General features: G+C 72.6%; 20 protein-coding genes. 12 read left to right on the top strand and 8 right to left on the bottom strand.

Features of this window, described 5'->3' with window-relative positions:
- Positions 1 to 76: 76 nt before the first annotated feature.
- Both ACWEJ6_RS33280 and ACWEJ6_RS33275 read right to left on the bottom strand, forming a co-directional pair.
- On the bottom strand, positions 77 to 1,537 hold the full coding sequence (locus tag ACWEJ6_RS33280; protein ID WP_452428916.1) for an alpha/beta hydrolase: 1,461 nt from the start codon (positions 1,535 to 1,537) through the stop codon (positions 77 to 79).
- Positions 1,538 to 1,629: 92 nt separating this feature from the next.
- Positions 1,630 to 1,842: a DUF2530 domain-containing protein gene (locus tag ACWEJ6_RS33275; protein ID WP_358298770.1), complete on the bottom strand. Its 213-nt coding sequence runs from the start codon at positions 1,840 to 1,842 to the stop codon at positions 1,630 to 1,632.
- An 82-nt stretch (positions 1,843 to 1,924) separates the two neighbouring features.
- Between ACWEJ6_RS33275 and ACWEJ6_RS33270 the strand changes: the two genes are divergently transcribed.
- The 4 genes from ACWEJ6_RS33270 to thpR all read left to right on the top strand — a co-directional run bounded on the left by ACWEJ6_RS33270 (position 1,925) and on the right by thpR (position 5,795).
- Complete coding sequence (locus ACWEJ6_RS33270; protein WP_452428914.1) at positions 1,925 to 3,370, top strand: NCS2 family permease; 1,446 nt, start codon at positions 1,925 to 1,927, stop codon at positions 3,368 to 3,370.
- A gap of 125 nt (positions 3,371 to 3,495) precedes the next feature.
- Positions 3,496 to 3,942 (top strand): MarR family winged helix-turn-helix transcriptional regulator, encoded by a 447-nt coding sequence (locus tag ACWEJ6_RS33265; RefSeq protein ID WP_357696577.1) that lies wholly within the window; start codon positions 3,496 to 3,498, stop codon positions 3,940 to 3,942.
- 23 nt (positions 3,943 to 3,965) lie between these two features.
- Positions 3,966 to 5,207 (top strand): MFS transporter, encoded by a 1,242-nt coding sequence (locus ACWEJ6_RS33260; RefSeq protein ID WP_452428911.1) that lies wholly within the window; start codon positions 3,966 to 3,968, stop codon positions 5,205 to 5,207.
- Positions 5,208 to 5,237: 30 nt separating this feature from the next.
- On the top strand, positions 5,238 to 5,795 hold the full coding sequence (thpR, locus tag ACWEJ6_RS33255; protein ID WP_387681292.1) for an RNA 2',3'-cyclic phosphodiesterase: 558 nt from the start codon (positions 5,238 to 5,240) through the stop codon (positions 5,793 to 5,795).
- Between the two features lie 148 nt (positions 5,796 to 5,943).
- On the opposite strand, the gene ACWEJ6_RS33250 is transcribed toward thpR, so the two are convergent.
- Positions 5,944 to 6,912 carry an aldo/keto reductase gene (locus tag ACWEJ6_RS33250; protein ID WP_452428909.1) on the bottom strand — a complete coding sequence of 323 codons (969 nt, stop codon included), beginning with the start codon at positions 6,910 to 6,912 and terminating at the stop codon, positions 5,944 to 5,946.
- A gap of 70 nt (positions 6,913 to 6,982) precedes the next feature.
- On the opposite strand from ACWEJ6_RS33250, the gene ACWEJ6_RS33245 reads away from it, so the two are divergent.
- Positions 6,983 to 8,254: an MATE family efflux transporter gene (locus ACWEJ6_RS33245; RefSeq protein ID WP_452428907.1), complete on the top strand. Its 1,272-nt coding sequence runs from the start codon at positions 6,983 to 6,985 to the stop codon at positions 8,252 to 8,254.
- Positions 8,255 to 8,289: 35 nt separating this feature from the next.
- Positions 8,290 to 9,288 carry a hypothetical protein gene (locus ACWEJ6_RS33240; RefSeq protein WP_452428905.1) on the top strand — a complete coding sequence of 333 codons (999 nt, stop codon included), beginning with the start codon at positions 8,290 to 8,292 and terminating at the stop codon, positions 9,286 to 9,288.
- Between the two features lie 4 nt (positions 9,289 to 9,292).
- Here the strand turns inward: ACWEJ6_RS33240 and ACWEJ6_RS33235 are convergent, their stop codons facing one another.
- Positions 9,293 to 9,664, bottom strand: coding sequence for a hypothetical protein (locus ACWEJ6_RS33235; protein WP_452428903.1), 372 nt, complete (start codon positions 9,662 to 9,664; stop codon positions 9,293 to 9,295).
- Positions 9,665 to 9,680: 16 nt separating this feature from the next.
- Here ACWEJ6_RS33235 and lhgO point away from each other — a divergent pair, with 16 nt between their 5' ends.
- From lhgO to ACWEJ6_RS33205, 6 genes are all read left to right on the top strand, one after another.
- Positions 9,681 to 10,928 carry an L-2-hydroxyglutarate oxidase gene (gene lhgO / locus ACWEJ6_RS33230; RefSeq protein ID WP_452428901.1) on the top strand — a complete coding sequence of 416 codons (1,248 nt, stop codon included), beginning with the start codon at positions 9,681 to 9,683 and terminating at the stop codon, positions 10,926 to 10,928.
- A 17-nt stretch (positions 10,929 to 10,945) separates the two neighbouring features.
- The gene (locus tag ACWEJ6_RS33225) at positions 10,946 to 11,638 is read left to right on the top strand and encodes a response regulator transcription factor (protein ID WP_352361663.1); all 693 of its coding nucleotides are present in this window, start codon (positions 10,946 to 10,948) and stop codon (positions 11,636 to 11,638) included.
- Entirely contained in the window at positions 11,638 to 13,050 is a 1,413-nt protein-coding gene (locus ACWEJ6_RS33220) for a sensor histidine kinase (protein WP_387681278.1), read from the top strand. The genes ACWEJ6_RS33225 and ACWEJ6_RS33220 overlap by 1 nt, the downstream gene beginning before the upstream one ends.
- A gap of 83 nt (positions 13,051 to 13,133) precedes the next feature.
- Entirely contained in the window at positions 13,134 to 13,793 is a 660-nt protein-coding gene (locus ACWEJ6_RS33215) for a response regulator transcription factor (protein ID WP_352361783.1), read from the top strand.
- Positions 13,794 to 13,902: 109 nt separating this feature from the next.
- Complete coding sequence (locus tag ACWEJ6_RS33210; RefSeq protein WP_452428898.1) at positions 13,903 to 15,705, top strand: ABC transporter; 1,803 nt, start codon at positions 13,903 to 13,905, stop codon at positions 15,703 to 15,705.
- A complete protein-coding gene (locus ACWEJ6_RS33205; protein ID WP_452428897.1) occupies positions 15,702 to 17,309 on the top strand; it encodes a GTPase family protein in 1,608 nt (535 codons plus the stop codon). The genes ACWEJ6_RS33210 and ACWEJ6_RS33205 overlap by 4 nt, the downstream gene beginning before the upstream one ends.
- Positions 17,310 to 17,345: 36 nt before the next feature.
- On the opposite strand, the gene ACWEJ6_RS33200 is transcribed toward ACWEJ6_RS33205, so the two are convergent.
- From ACWEJ6_RS33200 to tdh, 4 genes are all read right to left on the bottom strand, one after another.
- Entirely contained in the window at positions 17,346 to 18,503 is a 1,158-nt protein-coding gene (locus ACWEJ6_RS33200; protein ID WP_452428895.1) for an MFS transporter, read from the bottom strand.
- A 69-nt stretch (positions 18,504 to 18,572) separates the two neighbouring features.
- On the bottom strand, positions 18,573 to 19,475 hold the full coding sequence (locus ACWEJ6_RS33195) for a LysR family transcriptional regulator (RefSeq protein WP_387681267.1): 903 nt from the start codon (positions 19,473 to 19,475) through the stop codon (positions 18,573 to 18,575).
- Positions 19,476 to 19,488: 13 nt separating this feature from the next.
- Positions 19,489 to 20,661 carry a glycine C-acetyltransferase gene (locus ACWEJ6_RS33190; RefSeq protein WP_387681264.1) on the bottom strand — a complete coding sequence of 391 codons (1,173 nt, stop codon included), beginning with the start codon at positions 20,659 to 20,661 and terminating at the stop codon, positions 19,489 to 19,491.
- A complete protein-coding gene (gene tdh, locus ACWEJ6_RS33185) occupies positions 20,661 to 21,689 on the bottom strand; it encodes an L-threonine 3-dehydrogenase (protein ID WP_452428892.1) in 1,029 nt (342 codons plus the stop codon). The genes ACWEJ6_RS33190 and tdh overlap by 1 nt, the downstream gene beginning before the upstream one ends.
- Positions 21,690 to 21,726: the final 37 nt, after the last annotated feature.

Here is a 21,726-nt window from a genome sequence, read left to right as displayed (position 1 = left end):
GGGCCGCCTCCCGTCGCGGGGGCGGCCCGCCGCGGTCAGGCCGCGCAGGTGGCGCCCGCTTCCGGCGCTTTCCCGGTCAGGCCGCGCAGGTGGTGCCGGCCGCCGGCACCTTGCCGTTCAGCAGGTACGCGTCCACCGTGCGCGTCACGCACCCGTCGCCGCTCAGGTAGGCGCCGTGGCCCTCGCCCTCGTACGTCATGAGCACGCCGGTCTTGAGCTTGGCGTTGAGCCCGGTGGCCCACTCGTACGGCGTGGCCGGGTCGCCCTTGCCGCCGATGACCACGATGGGCGCCGAGCCGGTGGCGTCGATGCGCTTGGCCGCGTCGTCGCCGGGGGTGGGCCAGTGGCCGCAGGCGGTGGCGGTGCCGTCCGCCGACAGGATGGGGAAGATCTTCTTGATCTTGTCGTCCACCCGGGCCATGTCGGCGGCGGTCGGGCGTTCGGTGGTGTCGGCGCAGGTGATGGCCTGCAGGCTGGTCATCATGGTGGAGTAGGTGCCGTCGGGCCGCCGTCCGGTGTAGGCGTCGGCCAGGGCGAGCAGGGTGGCGCCGTCGCCCTTGATCCCGGCCGCGGCGGCCTGCTCCAGCACCGGCCAGGCGGACTTGGCGTACAGCGGGGTGATGACGGCGAGCTGGGCCAGGCCGTAGGTGAGCTGCCGGTCGCCGACCTTGAGCGGCTTGCTCCTGAGCCCGTCGAGCAGCTTCTCGACGGCGCTCTTCACGGCGGCCGGGTCCTGGCCGAGGTCGCAGGTCTGGGCCACGCAGTCCTTGGCGAACGCCTCGAAGGCGTGGGCGAAGCCGGTGGCCTGGGTGACGGCGCGCTGCTCGAAGGTGACCGTGGGGTCGAAGGCGCCGTCGAGGACGAAACGGCCGACGTTGGCGGGGAAGCGGGTGGCGTAGACGGCGCCGAGGTGGGTGCCGTAGGAGAAGCCGAAGTAGTTGAGCCGCCGGTCGCCGAGCGCGGCCCTGATGCGGTCGAGGTCCTGGGCGGCGTTCACGGTGCCCACGTGGGGCAGGATCTTGCCCGAGTCCTTCTCGCAGGCGGCGGCGAACTTCTTCGACATGGCCTCGCCGTCGGCCCCCGCGGGCGCGGCAAGGAGGGCGTCGAGCTCGCCGCCGCACCTGACGCCCGCGCTGCGGTCGACGCCGCGGGGGTCGAAGCTGACGAGGTCGTAGCGCGTGCCCAGGCTGCCGAACGCCTTCGCGGCCTGGGCCAGCGTGTCGACGCCCGACCCGCCGGGCCCGCCGAAGTTGAAGACCAGCGAGCCGAGCGGGTCGCCGTCGGCCTTGATCCGGATCAGCGCCAGGTCGATCTTCTGGCCGCCGGGGTCGCCGTAGTCGAGCGGCACCGGTACGGTCCCGCACTGGACGGCCTCGTCCTCCGGCAGCGGCTTGCCGTCGGGCCCGGTCAGCCCGGTGCACGGGCTCCAGGCGACGGTGCCCTTGCCGGGCCCGGCCTGCTTCGCGGGCTCACCTGTGGTGCCGCAACCGGCGAGGACGGCGGCGCCCAGCAGGATCGTCAACATCGCCTTCTTCATGCTGACCAGCCTGCCGGGACGGTGTCCGCCCAGGTAGTGGAGGGAGACATGGGTTCCTGATGACTTCGGAGATGTCCGGAAGATGATGAATGTCAACCCCGGCGCGGGCGGCTGACGAACCACATGCCGAAGAGGCCGAAGCCGACCCCGGTGGCGCAGGTCCAGATCCACCACGTGTTCTCGGGGGCCGGGCGGAAGATCAGCAGGACGATCAGGGCGACGGCCCACAGGGCGGTGCCGGCCCCGACGGCGGCCGTGTCGTTGGTCTTGATCGGCTCGGGATCGGGGCGCCACTGCTGCTTCACGTGTCCAGCCTAGCTTCCAATCGGGTCTCGATCCGATTGCGGACACTTTTCCCAGCTCACCACTACTGTCACTCTTCGGCGCGTGAGTGACATACGTAATGCAATAGACCGTTTCTTCGCAATCTCTGAACGAGGCTCGACGGTCTCCCGCGAGGTGCGCGGCGGCCTGGCCACGTTCTTCACGATGGCCTACATCGTGGTGCTGAACCCGATCATCCTCGCCTACGGCAAGGACATCGAGGGCCAGGTCATCGGTGACGGCACGACCCCGCAGGTGCCGCTGGTCGCCGCGGGCACGGCGTTCGTGGCCGGCGTCCTGACGATCATCATGGGCCTGGTCGGCCGGGTGCCGTTCGCGATGGCCGCCGGGCTCGGGCTGAACGCCTTCGTGACCTTCAACATCGCCACGATGATGACCTGGGAGGAGGCCATGGGCCTGGTCTTCCTCGAAGGCGTCATCATCGCGATCCTGGTGCTCACCGGCCTGCGGACGGCGGTGTTCCGCGCCATCCCGGCCCAGCTCAAGACCGCCATCAGCGTCGGCATCGGCCTGTTCATCGCGCTGATCGGCTTCGTGGACGCCGGTTTCGTGCGCAAGGCCGCGGGCACGCCGCTGGAGCTGGGCATCGGCGGCCAGCTCACCTCCTGGCCGGTGCTCGTGTTCATCGTGGGCCTGCTGGCCACGGCCGCCATGGTGGCGCGGAAGGTCAAGGGCGCGATCCTGATCGGCATCGTCGGCTCGACCGTGCTGGCGATCGTCGTCCAGACGCTGACCAAGCTGGACCGGGCCACGCCGGAGGCCCCCGGCGGCTGGCAGCTCAACGTCCCCGCCCTGCCCTCGGCCGACAAGATCTTCGGGTTCCACAACCCGCTGACGCTGTTCACGGAGTTCGACCCGATCGGCGCCTTCAGCCGGATCTCCGTGCTGCTGGCCGTGCTGTTCGTGTTCACCCTGCTCATCACCGACTTCTTCGACACGATGGGCACGATCGTCGGCGTCGGCCGCCAGGCGGGCCTGGTGCAGGCCGACGGCACGCTGCCGCGGACCAGGGAGATCCTGCTCGTCGACTCGATCGCCGCGGCGGCGGGCGGCGCCGGCTCGGTCTCGTCGAACACCACCTACATCGAGTCGGCCGCCGGCGTCGGGGAGGGCGCGCGGACCGGTCTGGCCAGCGTGGTCACCGGTGCGCTGTTCCTGATCGCCATCTTCTTCGCGCCGCTGGTCGCCGTCGTGCCTTACGAGGCCGCCACGCCCGCGCTGGTCGTCGTCGGCTTCCTCATGATGACCGCCATCCGCGACATCGACTGGGACGACTACGAGATCGCCATCCCGGCCTTCCTCACCATCGTCGTCATGCCGTTCACCTACTCCATCTCGAACGGCATCGGCGCCGGCTTCATCAGCTACGTGCTGGTCAAGGTCGTGCGGGGCAAGGCGCGCGAGGTCCACCCGCTCATGTGGGGCGTCACCGCGCTGTTCGTCCTGTACTTTGCGATCGGCCCGATCCGGGCCGCGATCGGTCTCTGACCTCGACGTCCAGGAGCCGCCCCGCGCATGTGGGGCGGCTTCGGGGTATCAAGGAGTGAGACGAACCTGACCTAGGGAAATATCTTGCCTTCGCATATAGTTAGCAAAGGTAATGAGACGTGCTAATGAACAACCAGCCCAAGATGGACCTGCGCAGCGACGCGGGCCTGGCCTCAGCCCTGCGCGTGTCGATGGCAAGGCTGACCAGGCGACTCCGGCGTCAGGCGGCGGCGCACTCGCTGACGCCCACCCAGTTCGCGACGCTCGCCGCCGTGGAACGGCATTCCGGGATAACCCCCGGCGAATTGGCCGAGCTAGAGAAGGTGCAACCGCCCTCGATGACGCGCGTGATCGCCGCGCTAGAGGAACGCGGCCTGGTCGCACGCACCCCGCACCCGACCGACCGGCGTCAGGTGACCGTGACCGTGACCGAGGCCGCCCAGACGTTGCTGAAGGAGGAACGCCGCCGCAAGGAGGCGTGGCTGACACAGCGGCTGAAGGAGCTCTCGCCGGAGGAGCGGTCGATCCTGCGGCAGGCGGCGCCGATCCTGGAGAAGCTCAGCAAGATATAGAGCCTGAGCAACCCAAGACCGGGATGTTCCGGTCGCTCAAGGTTCGCAACTATCGCATGTTCGCGGCAGGTGGCGCCGTCTCCAACGTCGGCACCTGGCTGCAGCGCACCGCCCAGGACTGGCTGGTGCTCGACCTGACCAAGGGCCCGCACGGCGTGGGCGGCAGCGCGGCGGCCCTCGGCCTGGCGACCGCCCTGCAGTTCCTGCCGATGTTGTTGTTCGGGCTCTTCGGCGGCGTGCTCGCCGACCGGTACCCCAAGCGGCCCATCCTCATCGCCGCCCAGTCGATGATGGCGGTGCTCGCGCTCACCATCGGCGTGCTGACCATGACCGGCGCCGCGCAGGTGTGGCACGTGTTCGTGATGGCGTTCCTGCTCGGCCTGATCTCCTGCGTGGAGGTGCCGACCAGGCAGGCGTTCGTGGTCGAGATGGTCGGACGGCAGGACCTGCCCAACGCCATCGCCCTGAACAGCTCCATCTTCAACCTCGCCCGCGTGGTGGGCCCCGCGCTGGCCGGCATCCTGATCTCCCTGCTGGGCGGCACCGGACCGATCTTCCTGATCAACGCGCTCACCTTCGGCGCGGTGATCTCCAGCCTGGTCTTCATGCGGAAGTCCGAGCTCAACCTGTCCGAGCCGGTGCCCAGGGCCAAGGGCCAGCTCAGGGAGGGCCTGCGGTACGTGCTGCGGCGCGAGGAACTTCTCATGCCGATACTGCTGATCGCCTTCGTGTCGATGTTCTCGCAGTCGTTCTCGATGTCGATCGCGCTGATGGCCCGCGAGGTGTTCGGCGCCGGGGCGTCGTCGTTCGGGCTGGCCTCCAGCATGTTCGCGGTGGGCGCGCTGGGCGGCGCGCTGCTGGCGGCGCGGCGGGCCAGACTCTCGCGCAAGGTGCTCTTCTCCGGGGCGATCGGGTTCGGGCTGTTCCAGGTGCTGACCGGGCTGGCCCCCTTCTACCCGGTCTATCTGCTGCTACTCGTCCCGACCGGCATCGCGTTGATCACCATCAACACGGCCGCGAACGCCAGCGTGCAGATCGCCACGTCCCCCGAGATGCGGGGCCGGGTCATGGGCATCTACATGCTGGTCTTCACCGGGGGAGCGCCCATCGGGGCGCCGCTGATCGGGTGGCTGTCGGAAGTGGGCGGGCCGCGTACGGGCGTGCTGCTGTCGGGCGTGCTCGTCCTGGTGGGCACCGGGCTCGCGGTGATGGTGACCAAGCTGATCGGCAACCGGATGGCCAGGCCGGCGCTGGCGATGGCGTGATCCGTCCCCGCCTGGGGACAATCGCATGACATGAGGCTCTTCGCGGCCGTGGTCCCGCCTGAGGAGGCGCTCGACGAGGTCGAGCGGGCCGTGGCGCCGTACGTCGGGCAGGTGCCGGGGCTGCGCTGGGCCGGCCGCCCCACCTGGCACGTCACGCTGGCCTTCTACGGCGAGGTGCCCGAACGGGCGCTGCCCGACCTCCAGGTGCGCCTGGAGCGGGCCGCCCACCGGCACACGGTGCTCGACGTGGCCCTCGCCGGGGCCGGGGCGTTCTCCTCGGCGCGGCGGGCCAGGGTGCTCTGGGCCGGGGTCGCGGGCGACCCCATGACCCGGCTGGCCGACTCGGCCCGCGCGGCCGGCCGCCGCGCGGGGGCCGTGCAGACCGACGAGAAACGGTTCCACGCCCATCTCACCCTGGCCAGGGCCCGGACGGACCTCGACCTCAGAGAGCTGGTGGAGTCGCTGGCCGGGTTCGCCGGGTCGCCGTGGCGGGCCGAGCGGCTGCACCTGTTCCGCAGCCACACCGGGCCTGCGGTGAGGTACGAGTCACTCGGCGATTGGGCGCTCGCACCGGTGAAGCAGGGCTAAGCTCCAGGGCGTGGACCGTCCTCGCCCCTGGCTGCTGCCCCTCGTGCTCGGCCTGCTGTTCCTGATCGTCCTTCTCGGCGCCCTGCTGACCTGAGCCGCCCCGAGCGGCCGGGCCCGCTGGTCGTGCCGGGCCCGGCCGGTCACGCCGTCACCAGGCGTAGTCCTCCGGGGCGGTGCGGTGGCCGGGGAAGATCTCGTCGAGGCGGGCCAGGGTGGCCTCGTCCAGCTGGATCTCCAGCGTGCGCATGCTGCCTTCGAGCTGCTCCAGCGTGCGCGGGCCGATGATCGGGGCGGTCACCGCGCGCTGCCGCAGCAGCCAGGCCAGCGCCACGTACGCCGGGTCCTCGCCCAGCTCGTCGCAGAGCTTCTCGTACGCCTCGATCTTGTCCCGGTGCTTGTCCAGCTCCCGCACCATGGTGTCGGAGGCGGACCGGCCCTTGTCGATCTTGCGCAGGACGCCGCCGAGCAGGCCGCCGGCCAGCGGGCTCCACGGGATCACGCCGATGCCGTAGTCCTCGCAGGCGGGCAGCACCTCCAGCTCCACCGCCCGGGTGAGCAGGTTGTAGTGGCTCTGCTCGCTGGTCAGCCCGAACGTGCCGCGCCGCGCCGCCGTCTCCTGGGCCTTGGCGATGTGCCAGCCCGCGAAGTTGGACGAGCCCACGTAGATGACCTTGCCCTGCTGCCGCAGGACCTCCATGGCCTCCCAGAACTCCTCGAACGGCGTGTTCCGGTCGACGTGGTGGGCCTGGTAGACGTCGATGTAGTCGGTCTGCATGCGCTTCAGCGAGGCGTCGCAGGCCCGGCGGATGTTCAGCGCCGACAGGCGGCGCTCGTTGGGCCAGTCGCCCATGTCGCCGTAGAGCTTGGTCGCGATGACCGTGCGCTCGCGCCGGCCGCCGCCCTGGGCGAACCAGCGGCCCAGGATGTTCTCCGTGATGCCCTCGCCCTTCTTCCAGCCGTAGACGTTCGCGGTGTCGAAGAAGTTGATGCCCAGGTCGTGGGCCTTGTCCATGATCGCGAAGGAGTCTTCCTCCGAGGTCAGCGGGCCGAAGTTCATCGTGCCGAGGCAGAGCGGGCTCACCTGGAGGCCGCTGCGTCCGAGGTTGACATAGTCCATGGGGTCCACACTAAGTACCTGGAGTGCGCTCCAGGCCATAGGGTGAGTTCATGATCTGCGCGGGGTCGTCGTGATCGCCCTGCTCCGCGCCGCGCTGCCGGTCTTCCTGGCGATGGTCACCGGCATGGCGGGCACGCTGGTGGTCACGTCCGTGCTGGGCAACCACGAGACGGTCGCGCTGGCCGCCTTCGCGGTGATGACCGCGGTGCTCAACCCGGCCACCGCCGCCGTGCAGGGCGCGCTGCGGGGGCTCGGGCCGTTCGTGGCGCCGTACCGGGACGATCCGGGCGCGGCGGTCCCTGTGGTACGGGACGCGCGCTGGCTGAGCCTGGTCACGGGCACGCTGGGGGCGCTCGCCGTGATCTGCGTGCCCGCGCTCGCGCGGATGAGCGGGGTGCCCGGCGAGGTGGTCGGCGAGCTGGGCCTGCTGCCCTGGTTCCTGGCCGCCTACCTGCTGGTCTTCGCCACGACCGGCGGCGCGAGCACGATCCTGGTGGCCCTCGGGCGCAGCCGCGACGTGTTGTGGCCCAGCCTCACCTTCGGCCTGCTGCTGAGCGTGCTGACCGCGGTGCTGGCGCCGCGGCTCGGCCTCGACGGCGTGGGCGTGGCCTGGGTGGTCGCCGGCGTGGTGGCCGCGGTCGTGGCGAGCCGCCTGCTGCGCCGGGCGCTCGGGCGGCCGATCGGTCAGGGGCGGCCCAGGGTGGCCGAGATCGTCCGGCTGGCCAGGGTCAGCGTGCCGCTGGCGGCGACCGTGCTGATCAAGTTCGGGGTGCTCGGCGTGGTCACGTTCGCCGCGGGCGCGACCGGCGCCCGCGACACCGCGGCGCACGCGGTGCTGACCACGCTCACCGGCCTCATCATGCTGGTCTCGCTGTCCGTCGCGCAGGCGTCGGTGCCCGAGGTGGCCCGCGCCGGCGACCCGGCCGGGGCGCGGCGGGCCAACCGCGCCGCCGCCCTGCTCGCCGTCGCCGGGACGCTGGCCGCGGCCCTGGTGCTGCTGCTGCTCGGCGAGCGGGTGCTCGGGCTGTTCACCGGCGACGCCGCCGTACGCGAGCGGGCCCTCGCGCTGCTGCCGCTGATGCTGGCGTCGTCGCTGGCCGACGCCGCGCAGGCGGTGCAGGGCATGGGGCTGACCGCGCTCAAGAGGTCCGGCGCGAGCCTGGCCTACTTCGTCCTCGGCTACGGCGTGCTCCTGGCGGCCGCCGTGCCGGTGGCGCGCACGTGGGGCATCACCGGGCTCTGGGTGGCCATGGCGGCGGCCAACGGCCTGCTCCTGGTGCTCCAGGGAGCCGGGTTCCGCCGTCACAGCGCCCGCGTGGGCACGGCCGAGGCGGTGGCCTGAGCGTCCCGGGCGCAGCCGTGGGGCATGATGGCGAGGTGGGGGATGTCGTGTTCCGGGTCCTGGCCGCCGTGGCGGCGACGTTCGCGCTGTCGGCGGCTCCGGCGTGGGCCGACGACGACGGGCCGGAGAAGCTGTTCACGTTCAAGGATCGGAACATCACCGAGTCGAGCGGCCTGGCCGTGTCGCCCACGCACGAGAACGTCTTCTACACCCACAACGACAGCTCCGCCGCCCCCGTGTTCTACGCGGTCGGCGCCGACGGGCGGACGAAGGCCACCTTCCACCTGCGTGGCGCCGAGGCCAGGGACTGGGAGGCCATGGCCGCGACCAGGGACCCGGACACCGGGCAGGGCACGCTCTGGTTCGCCGACATCGGCGACAACCTCGACGGCGCCTGGCCCGACGTGTCGATCTACAAGGTCGCCGAGCCGCGCACGCTCCGGGACGCCACGCTGCCGGCCACCCGCTACCGCTTCCGCTACGCCGGCGGCGGCCGCAACGCCGAGGGCATCATGATCAACCCGCGCACCGGCCGCCTGTACGTCGTGTCCAAGGAGTTCTCCGGGTCCGTCTACGCCGCGCCGAAGAAGCTCCGCACCGACAAGGTCAACATCCTGCGCCGGGTCGCCGCGGCCCCGATCATGGCCACGGACGCCGCCTACGCCCCCGACGGCTCCTCCTACGTCATCCGCACGTACTTCTCGGCCACCCTCTACCGCCCGTCGGGGGAGACCCTGGCCAGGGTGCCCATGCCGGAGCTGCGGCAGGCCGAGTCGATCGCCTACACCGCCGACGGCAAGGCCCTGCTGGTCGGCTCGGAGGGCCCGGACAGCCCGGTCTACCGGGTGCCGCTGCCCGAGCGCGCCCAGGCCACGCGCACCCCCACGCCGAAGCCCGTCGCCGCCCAGGAGAGCGCGCGGCCGTCCGACACCGGCGAGCCGAGCGGCCTGACCGCCAAAGACGTGCTGATCTGGCTGGCCGCGGCCGCGGGCGCGACCGGGGTGATCACCTTCATCGCGCGCCGCACCCGGTGAGCCGTCAGGGGTGACGCATGGTCGCGGTGAACATGTCGCCGCGCAGCGCGCGCTCGACCACCTCGATCGAGCGTGACAGGCGCACCAGCCGCGGCCCCTCCTCGCGGTAGGTGTCGAGCACGGCCTCGATGGCGTGCGGCGGCAGGTGGCCCTTGAGATCGATGGCCGCGCCGCGATAGCCCGCGCGGGCGGCCTCGACCGCCGACCGCACGTGATGCCTGGCCATGCTGGCCAGGGCCACCGGGTGCCGCCTCAGCACTTCGTAGGCCCGGTAGTCGGGCGGCACCGCGTCGAGCAGCCAGGCCACCGCCGAGGTCTCCCAGTCGGGGACGCTGGGCGGGCGGACCTCGGCGGGCCACTCTGGCGGGACGTACATGAAGGCCATCGTACTCATGTTCGATTCGCCCAGGTATGGCGGCAGGGCGGCCTTTACCAGGAAAATCAGGTGTGTGACGGAAAAGATCGGTGTCGTCGGCGCCGGGATCGTCGGACTGGCCGTGGCGCGCGAGCTGGCCGCCGCCCGCGGCGCCGAGGTGACCGTGCTGGACAAGGAGCCGCGCGTCGGCGCCCACCAGACCGGGCACAACAGCGGCGTCGTGCACGCCGGGATCTACTACCCGCCGGGGTCGCTCAAGGCCAGGCTGTGCCGGGAGGGCGTGGCGCTGCTCAAGGCGTACTGCGCCGAGCGCGAGCTGCCCTACCGGGAGGTCGGCAAGCTGGTCGTGGCGAGCACGCGGGCCGAGCGCGCGCCGCTGCGCGCGCTGGCCGAGCGGGCGCGGGCCAACGGCGTGCCGGGCGTCGCCGAGCTGGACGGCCTCGGCCTGCGCGAGATCGAGCCGCACGCGGTCGGCGTCGCCGCGATCCACTCGCCGCACACCGCCATCGCCGACTTCCCCGCCGTCGCCCGCGCGCTCGCCCTCGACGTGGCCAGGACGGGCGGCTCGGTCCGCCTGTCGCACCCCGTCCGGGCGATCCGCGAGACGTCGAGGGGCGTCGAGGTGCTGGCCGGGGGGCGGCGGTTCACCTTCGACCGGCTGGTGGTCTGCGGCGGCCTGGGCACGGACGCGGTCGCCAGGATGGCCGGGGCGGCGGGGGACGTGCGGATCGTGCCGTTCCGCGGCGAGTACTACGCGCTGGCGGGGGCGGCCAGGGAGCTGGTGCGCGGGCTGATCTACCCGGTGCCCGACCCGCGGTACCCGTTCCTGGGCGTGCATCTGACCCGGCACATCGACGACGAGGTCCTGGTGGGGCCGAACGCGGTGCTGGCCCTGGCCTACGAAGGCTACCGATGGCGAGATGTACGAAATTTCGGTCAAATTATGCGTTGGCCGGGGACACTTCGCATGGCTCGCACCCACTGGCGTACCGGGATCAAGGAGGTCTACGGCTCGCTCGTCAAGAGCGCGTTCGTCCGGGCCGCCCGGCGGTACGTGCCCGAGCTCACCGCCGCCGACCTCGTCAGGACCGGCGGCGGCGTACGCGCCCAGGCCGTCGCCAGGGACGGCCGGCTGGTGGACGACTTCGTGGTCGACGTCCACGGGAGCGTGGTGCTGGTCCGCAACGCGCCCTCGCCCGCGGCGACGTCAAGTCTGGCAATTGCCCGGCATATTGCCGGAATTGTTCCAGCACTCTCCCGATGAGGGCATCCTTGGAGGTGATGGAATCACGCCTGCTGATCGTCGAGGACGACCCCAACATCCTCGAACTCCTCGCCGCGAGCCTGAGGTTCGCGGGCTTCGACGTGACCACGGCCAAGAGCGGCCTCGACGCCGTCAACGCCGTGCAACGGCACCGGCCCGACCTCGTCGTGCTCGACGTCATGCTGCCCGACCTGGACGGGTTCGAGATCGTCCGCCGGATGCGGAGCGGCGGGCTGCACACGCCCGTGGTGTTCCTGACCGCCCGCGACGAGACCGAGGACAAGATCCGCGGGCTCACGATCGGCGGCGACGACTACGTCACCAAGCCGTTCAGCCTGGAGGAGGTCGTGGCCAGGATCCACGCGGTGCTCCGGCGCACGAGCGGGGACGCGCAGGCCGCGCCGCCCAGGCTGACCTTCGCCGACATCGAGCTGGACGAGGAGAGCCACGAGGTCTGGCGCGGCGGCAACGCCGTCTCGCTCTCGCCGACCGAGTTCAAGCTGCTGCGCTACTTCATGACCAACGCCGGTCGCGTGCTGTCCAAGCCGCAGATCCTCGACCACGTCTGGGACTACGACTTCAGGGGCGAGGTGGGCATCGTGGAGTCGTACGTGTCCGTCCTGCGCCGGAAGATCGACAACCGTAGCCCCCGGCTCATCCACACCCTGCGGGGCGTCGGATACGTGCTGCGCCTGCCGCCGAGCCCCTGATGAGAGCCCTGCCGCTGAGGGTCAAGCTGATCGCGGCGATGCTGGCCCTGCTGGGCTGCGGCATGACCTTCGTCGGCCTGGTCAGCGTCTCGGTCCTGCACGGTTACCTCATGGACCGGGTGGACAGCCAGCTCAACCTGCTCAGCGTGCGCATGCACAAGAAGGTCGTCAGCGACTGGCGGCGGGACAGGGAGACCCCCGACCGCCCGATCCTCATCGAGTCCGACGCGATCGCGCTGGTCAAGGAGCCGGGTGAGGCGTTCGTCCCGATGCTGCGCGACCGCGACGTGGACGCCAAGCCCAAGCCCGTGCTGCGCGAGTCGCCCGGCGAGGACGCCTACACCGCGCCCGCCGCCGGCGGCGACGGCGAGTGGCGGGTGCTGCAGAGCGAGATCCAGCGGCGCACGCTGGTCGTCGCGGTGGACCTGGAGGAGGTGGACGCCATCACCCGGCGGCTCGTGCTGATCGAGCTGCTCGGCGGCGGCGGCATCCTGCTCATCCTGGCGGTCGCGGGCGTCACGATCGTGCGCCGCAGCATGCGCCCGCTCGGCCAGATCGAGCGCACGGCCGAGGCCATCGCGGGCGGCGAGCTCGGCCGCCGGGTGCCGGACGCCGACCCCCGCACCGAGGTGGGCCGCCTGGCCAGGTCGCTCAACGGCATGCTCGCGCAGATCGAGACCGCCTTCGCCGCGCGCTCTGCGTCGGAGGCGGCGGCCCGCCGCTCCGAGGACCGCATGCGCCAGTTCGTCGGCGACGCCTCCCACGAGCTGCGCACCCCGCTCACCTCCATCCGCGGCTTCGCCGAGTACGCCCGCCAGAACCCCGGCGCCGACCCCGCCGAGCTGATGCAGCGCGTGGAGAAGGCCGCCGGGCGCATGAGCCTGCTGGTGGACGACCTGCTGCTGCTGGCCAGGGTGGACCAGCAGCGCCCGCTCCAGATGCGCCCGGTGGACATGCTGGCCCTGGTCGCCGACGCCGTGCACGACGCCAGGATCCTCGCCCCCGACCGGACGGTGAAGCTGGACGTGGTCGGCGGCGCGGCGCTCATCGTCTCCGGCGACGAGGTGCGCCTGCGGCAGGTCATCAGCAACCTCATGACCAACGCCATCGTGCACACCGAGCCCGGCACGCCCATCGTCGTCCGGGCCGGGGCGACCGACGACACCGTCTTCACCGAGGTCGCCGACAGCGGCCCCGGCCTGCCGCCCGAGCAGGTCGAGCGGGTCTTCGAACGCTTCTACCGCGCCGACTCCGCGCGCAGCCGCCGCCGTTCCTCCGAGGACCGCGGCAGCGGGCTCGGCCTGGCCATCGTGCAGGCGCTCGTCCAGGCCCACGGCGGGACCGTGACGCTGACCAGCTCGCCCGAGGAGGGCTCCACCTTCCGGGTCGAACTCCCACTCGCCTTGGAGTGAGCCTTCAGCTAACCCTCAGGTGCCTGGGTCACCCTGGAATCGTGACAAAACCCGAGCTCCGCGAGGTCCGCGAGGCGCTGATCATGGTGGTGGACGACGAGCCCAGCATCAGGGACCTGCTCTCCGCCAGCCTGCGCTTCTCCGGATTCGAGGTGCTGACCGCGGCCGACGGGCAGGAGGCCGTCGAGGTCGCCGAACGTGCCGCGCCCGACCTGGTGGTGCTCGACGTCATGCTGCCCGACCTGGACGGGTTCGAGGTGGCCAGGCGGATCGACGCGCCCGTGCTGTTCCTCACCGCCCGGGACGCCACCGAGGACAAGATCGCCGGTCTCCGGGTGGGCGACGACTACGTCACCAAGCCGTTCAGCCTGGAGGAGGTGCAGGCCAGGATCCGGGCGGTGCTGCGCCGTACCAGGACGGAGGGGGCGCCGGCCAGCCGGCTGAAGGTGGCCGACCTGGAGCTGGACGAGGACGCCCGCGAGGTCTGGCGGGCCGGCCGCCAGGTGCGGCTGTCCCCGACGGAGTTCAAGCTGCTGCACTACTTCATGGTCAACGCCGGCCGCGTGTTGTCGAAGGCGCAGATCCTCGACCACGTGTGGAACTACGACTTCGGCGGCGACGCCGGCGTCGTCGAGTCGTACGTCTCCTACCTGCGGCGCAAGGTGGACGACGTCGAGCCCCGCCTGATCCACACGCTGCGCAGCGTCGGGTACGTGCTCAGGGAGCCGCCGCCCGCCGGTTGATCCCCGCCGCGCGGCCCCGGCCGGTGGACCGTCCCGGGCGCTCACCGTAGCGTGGACCTGCGGGCGCGAGGTGTCGAGCGGCGTACCGCGGGAAGCGGGGTTGGCACCTATGGATCTGCTGGGGGCGTTGGAGTCGTTGCGCCGCCCGCTCGACCGCGAGCTGTTCCCGCTGGCGATCGGCGAGGCCGCGGCGGACCGGCGTGCCCTGCGCGAGCTGGCCGGGCAGCTCGACGACTACCTGCTGCCGCGGCTGCGGGCGATCGACGCGCCGCTGCTCGCCGTCGTCGGCGGGTCCACCGGGGCGGGCAAGTCCACGCTGGTCAACTCGCTGGTGGGGGCCGACGTGGCCGAGCCCGGCGTGCTGCGGCCCACCACGCTGGTGCCCACGCTCGTCGTCAACCCGGCCGACCGCGACTGGTTCACGGGCCAGAACGTGCTGCCCGGCCTGTCCCGCGCCACCGGCGACTCCGGTGGCGGCGGCGCGGGCGCGTTGCGCGTGGTCGCCTCCAACGCGCTGGGCGCCGGGCTGGCGCTGCTCGACGCCCCCGACATCGACTCCGTGGTCACCTCCAACCGGGAGCTGGCCGCGCAGCTGCTCGCCGCCGCCGACCTGTGGCTGTTCGTCACCACCGCCGCCCGGTACGCCGACGAGGTGCCCTGGAGCTTCCTGCGCTCGGCCCGCGAACGCAGCACGGCCCTGGCCGTCGTCCTCGACCGGATCGCGCCCGAGGCCGTCGAGCCCGTCTCGCGCGACCTCGACCGGCTCCTGGTGGAGAACGGCCTGCCGGGCACCCGGCTGTTCACCGTGCCCGAGGCCGCGCTGCCCGACGAGAAGGCGCGGCTGCCGGAGGAGTCGGTGCGGCCCATCGTCTCCTGGCTCACGGGGCTGGCCGCCGACGCCGCCGAGCGGTCCCGGGTCGTCCGCCAGACGTTGTCGGGCGCCCTGGACAGCCTGGACACCCGCGTCCCCGCGCTGGCCACGGCCGTCGAACGCCAGCAGGCCGCCTTCGACGGGCTGCGGACGATCGTGACCGGCGCGTACGCGGGCGGCATGGCCGACTTCGACGAGGGCATGCGCGACGGGTCCCTGCTGCGCGGCGAGGTGCTGGCCCGCTGGCAGGACTTCATCGGCACCGGCGATCTCATGCGTTCCCTGGAGAGCCGGGTGGGGTGGCTGCGTGACCGGATCGTCGGCTTCTTCACCGGCCGCGCCCCCGCCGTCGAGCTCAAGGACGCCCTGGAGAGCGGCGTCGAGTCGCTGATCAGGGGCGCGGCCGACGGCGCCGCCGAACGCGCGCTCGAAGGGTGGTCGGCCGCGCCGGGCGGTGGCGGGCTGCTCGACCGGCTCGGCGCCATGGAGGCCGCGCGGCTCGGCCGGGCCTCTCCCGACCTGGCCGGACGGGCCGAGGCGGCGGTGCGCGGCTGGCAGGAGTTCGTCCTCGACCTCGTCCGCGAGGAGGGGGCGGAGAAACGCACCACCGCCCGGCTGGCCTCGTTCGGGGTCAACGGGGCGGGGCTGCTGCTCATGCTGGCCGTGTTCGCCTCGACCGGCGGGCTCACCGGGATCGAGGTCGGCATCGCGGGCGGCACGAGCGTGTTGTCGCAGAAGCTGCTGGAGGCCGTCTTCGGCGACCAGGCCGTGCGCTCGCTGACCACGCGGGCCCGCGAGGACCTGCGCGAACGGGTGCGGGTGCTGCTGGCGGAGGAGGCCGCCCGCTTCACCGACCGGCTGGAGACCGTCGAACCGCCCAGGGGCACGGCCGACGCCCTGCGCGCGGCGGCCCGCGCCGTCCACGACCACCGCGCCGAACTCCCCGCCGCCTCCGCCCCGACGGCGGAACTCCCGGTTCCCCCGGCTCCCTCCGCTCCCACGGCCGAGTCGCCCGCTCGCGACCGCTCGGAGGGGCCGTGAAGCTGCTGCGCCGCAAGGAGGGGCCCTCGCTCGACTCCCGGCTGGCCGCCCTGCTGGAGGCCGCCGAGCTGGCCGAAGGACGCCTCCCCGAGCAGGACGTGTCCGCCGCGCGGTCCGTCGCCGAACGGGCCGGCGCCCGCCGTAGCCTCTCCGTCGACCACACCGTGGCCGCGCTCGCCGGCGCGACCGGCAGCGGCAAGTCCTCGCTCTACAACGCCCTGGCCGGCGAGGACCTGGCCGCCGTGGGCGTCACCAGGCCGACGACGTCCACCGCCCAGGCCGCCCTGTGGGACGGCCAGGGAGCCGGCCCGCTGCTGGACTGGCTGGACGTCCCGCGCCGCCACTCCGCCGCCGAGGCGCCCGGGATGTCGGGTCTCGTCCTCCTCGACCTTCCCGACCACGACTCCATCCGGCTCTCCCACCGCCTTGAGGTGGACCGCCTGGTGGCGCTGGTGGACCTGCTCGTCTGGGTCGTGGACCCGCAGAAGTACGCCGACGCCGCGCTGCACGAACGCTACCTGCGCCCGCTGGCCGGGCACCGCGACGTGATGCTGGTGGTGCTCAACCAGGTGGACCGCCTGCCTGCACAGGCTGTGGACCGCTGCGTGGCCGACCTGCGCCGCCTCCTGGAGGAGGACGGGCTGGCGGGCGTGCCGGTGCTGCCGGTCTCCGCCAGGACCGGGGCGGGCCTGCCGGAGCTGCGCGCGGTGCTCGCCGACCGGGTCGCCGAGCGCGAGTCGTGGGCCGCCCGCCTGGCCGCCGACGTCACCGCCGCCGCCGGTCACCTGGCCGCGGACGGCGCGCGGCCGGACCCCGGCGACCGGCGGGCGGCCGGGCTGGACCGGCGGCTCACGGGCGCGCTCTCCCAGGCCGCCGGGGTGCCGCTGGTCCTGGAGGCCGTGGCCAAGGGACACCGGCACCGCGCCGTGGTCGCCACCGGCTGGCCGGTCACCCGCTGGTTGCGCAGGTTCCGTCCCGACCCGTTGCGCAGGCTCAGGATCGGGGTGGGGAAGCCGGGCAAGGAGATCGTGGGGCGTACGTCGGTGCCGGCGGCGTCGGCCGTACAGCGGGCGCAGGTCGAGACGGCGATCAGGGACGTCGGCGAGGCGGCCGCCGCGGACCTGCCCGGCCCGTGGGCGGCGGCGGTGCGGCAGGCCGCGCGTTCGCGCTCCCCGGAGCTGGCCGACGCGGTGGACCGGGCCGTGGGCCGCACCACCGCCGGCACGACCCGCAGGCCGCGGTGGTGGCGGATGGTGAACGTGCTGCAGTGGCTGGTCTTCGCCGTCATGGTGGCGGGCGCGTTGTGGCTGGGCGTGCTGTTCGGGATGGACTACCTGCGCCTGCCGCAGCCGCCGCTCCCGACCGTGGGCGCGGTGCCGTGGCCGACCGTGCTGCTGGCGGGCGGCGCGCTGGCGGGGGTGGTGATCGCCTTGTTGTCCAGGCTGGCCGCGTGGGCGGGCGGGCGGCGCCGGGCCAGACGTACGGCCCGCGCCCTGCGCGCCGCCATCGGCGAGGTCGCCGGGACCTACGTGCTGGACCCCGTGACGGCCGAGCTCGACCGCTACGCCCGCTTCACCGAGGCCGTCACCACAGCCCGCTCCTGACCGCCGTCACCCGCGTCCCCGTGAGCAGGACCGCCGTCACCCGTGCCTCCGGCCGAGCAGGGGGACCGCGAGCAGTGCGCCCAGCAGGGCGGACGCCGCGCCGACCAGGAACGGCGCGGGCGCCCCGAACCACTGCCCGGCCACCCCGGCCACCCCCGCCCCGGCCGCGCCCCCCACCCCCACGGCCGTGGACAACCACCCGAACGCCTCGCCCTGTGCCCCGGGCGCGAACCGGTCCACCAGCAGCGACGACGTCGTCAACGCCGGATTCAGCACCATCCCCCCGGCGAACAGCACCACCCAGAACACCGGCAACGCCTCCACGACCGCCAGCGGCGCCAGCACGACCCCGAGCGCCAGCATCGCCCCCACCAGCCGCGCCGCCGGCGAGGACGCCCACGTACGGGCCCCGTACCCGGCCGCCCCCGCGATGCCGCCCAGCGAGAGCGCCGCCACCAGCACCCCGGTGGCGGCGGGCACGCCACGGGCGGCCGACAGCGCGGGCACCCCCACCTGCAACGCCCCGATGGTCCCGCCGAGCAGCAGCACCACGGCCAGCAGCACCGGCATCCGGCGGTCCGCGAAGACCCGCCCGCCCTCCCGCACGGATGCCGCCCCGCCCGCCCGCAACGCCCGCGAGAACGCCAGCGTGCCCGCCCCCGCCGCCACCGCCACCGCCCCCAGCGCCAGGGAGGCCGAGGCCACCGCGATCACCAGCCCGAACAGCAGCGGCCCGGCCAGCATGGCCAGCTCCTGCACCAGGTAGACCAGGCTGTAGACGGCCGTGCGGGCGCCGTCGGACACCCGCCGCCCCCACTCGACGCGCATGCTCACCGAGATCGGCGGCAGCCCGGCCCCGGCGACCCAGGCCAGCACCACGGACGTCCACACCGGCCACCCGGCCGCCGCCGCCGCGACGAGCGCGATCAACGCGACGACGTGCAGGAACGCCGTCGCCGCGAGCACCGGCCGCGGCCCGCGCCGGTCCATGAGCCGCCCCTGGACGGGCCTGCCCATGCCCGCGCCCACCGAGAACGCCGCCGCGCACGTGCCCGCCAGCGCCAGCGACCCGGTCGCGTCCTGCACGACCAGCACCATCCCCACGGGCGCGACCTGCTGGGTGAGCTGGGACAGGAAGCCGGACACGGCCTGCGCCCCGACCCCGGGCAGCCGGAACAGGTCCCGATACGGCATGTCCCTCCCCATACGCCCACGCTAACCCGCAAGATCGCCCTCCAGCGGCGCCCGGGATCGGCGGGGCGGTCAGTCGGAGGTGAGGGAGGCGGCGACCGTGCGCAACGTCGACAACAGCGGCCGGAGCAGGGGGTGCGCGTCGGCCCCGCGGCGGATCGCGGCGAAGACGCGGCGGTCGGGCCCCGGCGTCTGGCGCACCACGACCCCGGACAGCGCCATGTCCCGCAACGCGAGCCGCGGCACGAGCGCCACCCCCGCACCCGCCCCCACCAGCGCCACCACGGCCCGGAAGTCGTCGGAGCAGTGGACGACGTTGGGCGTGAACCCCACCTGCTGGCACGCGAACGTGATGACGTCGTGCACGGGATTGCCCGGATAGGGACCGATCCAGGTGTCGGCGGCGAGCGACACCAGCGTGGCCGACCCCGCCTCCGGATGCCCCTCGGGCAGGACCAGGTCGAACGGCTCGGCGTACAGCGGGATGCGCGACAGCCGGCGGTCGGCGGCGTCGGGGCCGCCCCGGTACTCGACCGTCACCGCCAGGTCGGCCCCGCCGTCGAGCAGCATGGCCAGGCTGTGGTCGCCCTCGGCGTCGAGCACCCGGACCTGCAGGCGGGGCGCGGTGGCGCGCAGGGCGGCGATGGCGGGGGAGAGCACGGCGCTGATGGCGGTGGCGAAGCAGGCCACGGCCACCTCGCCGGCCTCGCCGGTGGCGTACGCGGCCACCTCGGCCTCGGCGCGTTCGAGCTGGGCCAGGACCTCGTTGGCGTGCCCCACCATGATCTTGCCCACGGCGGTGAGGTGCACGCCCCGGCCGTCACGCGTGAACAGCCGGTGGCCCACCTCGTGCTCCAGCGCCACGAGCTGCTGGGAGACCGCCGACGGGGTCAGGTGGAGCGCCGCCGCGGCGGCGGTGACCGTGCCGTGGTCGGCCACCGCCCGCAGTGTGCGCAGCCGCCGCGTGTCAATCACGCAGCGAGGATACTCAACCCTGGCGTGCTTGGACGAAAGCCGCCACGGCCCGGTCGACGTCCTCGGTGGAGTGGGCGGCCGAGAGCTGCACCCGGATCCTGGCCTGGCCGTGCGGCACGACCGGGTAGGAGAAGCCGATCACGTAGACGCCCAGGTCGAGGAGGCGTTCGGCCATGGCCCCCGCCTCGGCGGCGTCGCCGATCATCACGGGCACGATCGGGTGCTCGCCGGGCAGGATGTCGAACCCGGCCTTGGTCATCTCGCTGCGGAAGCGCGCGGTGTTCGAGCGCAGCCGCTCGCGCGCCTCGCCGGAGGTCTCCAGCAGGTCGAGGATGCGCAGCGAGGCCGAGGCGATGACCGGGGCGAGGGAGTTGGAGAACAGGTACGGCCGCGACCGCTGGCGCAGCAGCTCGCAGACCTCCTTGCGGGCCGAGACGTAGCCGCCGCTGGCCCCGCCGAGCGCCTTGCCCAGGGTGCCGGTGATGATGTCGACCCGGTCGGTGACGCCGTGCAGCTCGGGCGTGCCGCGGCCGGTGGGGCCGACGAAGCCGACGGCGTGGGAGTCGTCCACCATGACCATGGCGTCGTAGCGGTCGGCCAGGTCGCAGATCTCGCGCAGCGGGGCGAGGTAGCCGTCCATGGAGAAGACGCCGTCGGTGACGATCAGCCGCCGCCGGGCGTCGGACGCCTCCTTGAGCCTGGCCTCCAGCTCGGCCATGTCGCGGTTGGCGTAGCGGAAGCGCTGGGCCTTGGACAGGCGGATGCCGTCGATGATGCTCGCGTGGTTGAGGGCGTCGGAGATGACCGCGTCCTGGGCGTCGAGCAGGGTCTCGAACACGCCGCCGTTGGCGTCGAAGCACGAGCTGTAGAGGACGGTGTCCTCCATGCCCAGGAAGTCCGACAGGCGGGATTCGAGCTCCTTGTGCACCTCCTGGGTGCCGCAGATGAACCGTACGGAGGCCATGCCGAAGCCCCAGCGGTCGAGCGCCTGCTTGGCCGCCTCGACCACCTCGGGGTGGTCGGCCAGGCCCAGGTAGTTGTTGGCGCAGAAGTTCAGCACCTCGCGCCCGGCCACGCCGACCTGGGAGCTCTGCGGGGTGGTGATCACCCGCTCGGGCTTGAGCAGCCCGGCCTCGGTGATCTCGTCGAGCGTCGCACGCAGCTGCTCGCGCACGTTCGTGAACATCAAGCGCTCCAATCGAGGATGACCTTGCCCGTACGGCCGCTCGCGGCCGTGTCGAAGGCGGCGTCGAAGTCGTGGTACGGGAACCGATCGGTGATCACGGGGGAGAGGTCGAGACCCTTTTCCAGCAGGACTGACATGTTGTACCAGGTCTCGTACATCTCCCGGCCGTAAATGCCCTTGATGGTGAGCATCGAGGTCACCACGGTGGCCCAGTCGACGGCGAACTCCTCGGCGGGAAGACCGAGCATCGCGATCTTCCCTCCGTGCGTCATGTTCGCGATCATGTCACGCATGGCCCCAGGGTTACCGGACATCTCAAGCCCGACGTCGAAGCCCTCCCGCATGTGGAGCTGGCGCATGCCTTCGTCGATCGTCGCCCTGGAGACGTTGAGCGCGAGCGTGACGCCGAGCTTGCCGGCCAGGTCGAGGCGCTCGTCGCTGACGTCGGTGATCATCACGTTGCGCGCGCCGACGTGCGTCGCGACGGCCGCCGCCATCAGCCCGATCGGGCCCGCGCCGGTGATCAGCACGTCCTCACCGACCAGGGGGAAGGACAACGCGGTGTGCACGGCGTTGCCGAACGGGTCGAAGATGGCCGCCACGTCGGGATGAACGGGAACCCGGTGCACCCACACGTTCGAGGCGGGCAGCGTGACGAACTCGGCGAACGCGCCGTCCCTGTTGACGCCGAGGCCGACCGTGTTGCGGCACAGGTGACGGCGTCCGGCCATGCAGTTGCGGCACTTGCCGCAGACGATGTGGCCCTCGCCGCTCACCAGGTCGCCGACGGCGATGTCCTCCACGCCGGGCGCGACCTCGACCACGTGGCCGGAGAACTCGTGCCCGACGACGAGCGGGAGCTTCAGCGTGTGCCGCGCCCAGTCGTCATATTTGCGGATGTGCAGGTCGGTGCCACAGATGCCGGTACGCAGCACCCGGATCTTCACCTCGCCCGGCCCGACCTCGGGCTCCGGCACGTCCACCAGCCAAAGGCCGGGCTCGGCCTTCTGCTTGACCAGCGCTTTCATCGCTTCACTTCCCCCTGTTCCGAACCTAACGCACTGT

The organism is Nonomuraea sp. NPDC004702 (assembly GCF_053601695.1).
Note: the sequence above shows the minus strand (reverse complement) of the source record. Positions and strands in the feature narration are given on the sequence as shown.

Excerpts from the sequence above, each read along its gene's own strand:
- ACWEJ6_RS33265 (WP_357696577.1), top strand. The coding sequence starts at position 3,496 with ATGAACAACCAGCCCAAGATGGACCTGCGCAGCGACGCGGGCCTGGCC.
- ACWEJ6_RS33190 (WP_387681264.1), bottom strand. The coding sequence starts at position 20,661 with ATGTTCACGAACGTGCGCGAGCAGCTGCGTGCGACGCTCGACGAGATC.
- ACWEJ6_RS33220 (WP_387681278.1), top strand. The coding sequence starts at position 11,638 with ATGAGAGCCCTGCCGCTGAGGGTCAAGCTGATCGCGGCGATGCTGGCC.
- tdh (WP_452428892.1), bottom strand. The coding sequence starts at position 21,689 with ATGAAAGCGCTGGTCAAGCAGAAGGCCGAGCCCGGCCTTTGGCTGGTG.
- ACWEJ6_RS33280 (WP_452428916.1), bottom strand. The coding sequence starts at position 1,537 with ATGAAGAAGGCGATGTTGACGATCCTGCTGGGCGCCGCCGTCCTCGCC.
- ACWEJ6_RS33200 (WP_452428895.1), bottom strand. The coding sequence starts at position 18,503 with ATGCCGTATCGGGACCTGTTCCGGCTGCCCGGGGTCGGGGCGCAGGCC.
- ACWEJ6_RS33225 (WP_352361663.1), top strand. The coding sequence starts at position 10,946 with ATGGAATCACGCCTGCTGATCGTCGAGGACGACCCCAACATCCTCGAA.
- ACWEJ6_RS33260 (WP_452428911.1), top strand. The coding sequence starts at position 3,966 with ATGTTCCGGTCGCTCAAGGTTCGCAACTATCGCATGTTCGCGGCAGGT.
- ACWEJ6_RS33235 (WP_452428903.1), bottom strand. The coding sequence starts at position 9,664 with ATGTACGTCCCGCCAGAGTGGCCCGCCGAGGTCCGCCCGCCCAGCGTC.
- ACWEJ6_RS33250 (WP_452428909.1), bottom strand. The coding sequence starts at position 6,912 with ATGGACTATGTCAACCTCGGACGCAGCGGCCTCCAGGTGAGCCCGCTC.
- lhgO (WP_452428901.1), top strand. The coding sequence starts at position 9,681 with ATGTTCGATTCGCCCAGGTATGGCGGCAGGGCGGCCTTTACCAGGAAA.
- thpR (WP_387681292.1), top strand. The coding sequence starts at position 5,238 with ATGAGGCTCTTCGCGGCCGTGGTCCCGCCTGAGGAGGCGCTCGACGAG.
- ACWEJ6_RS33215 (WP_352361783.1), top strand. The coding sequence starts at position 13,134 with ATGGTGGTGGACGACGAGCCCAGCATCAGGGACCTGCTCTCCGCCAGC.
- ACWEJ6_RS33210 (WP_452428898.1), top strand. The coding sequence starts at position 13,903 with ATGGATCTGCTGGGGGCGTTGGAGTCGTTGCGCCGCCCGCTCGACCGC.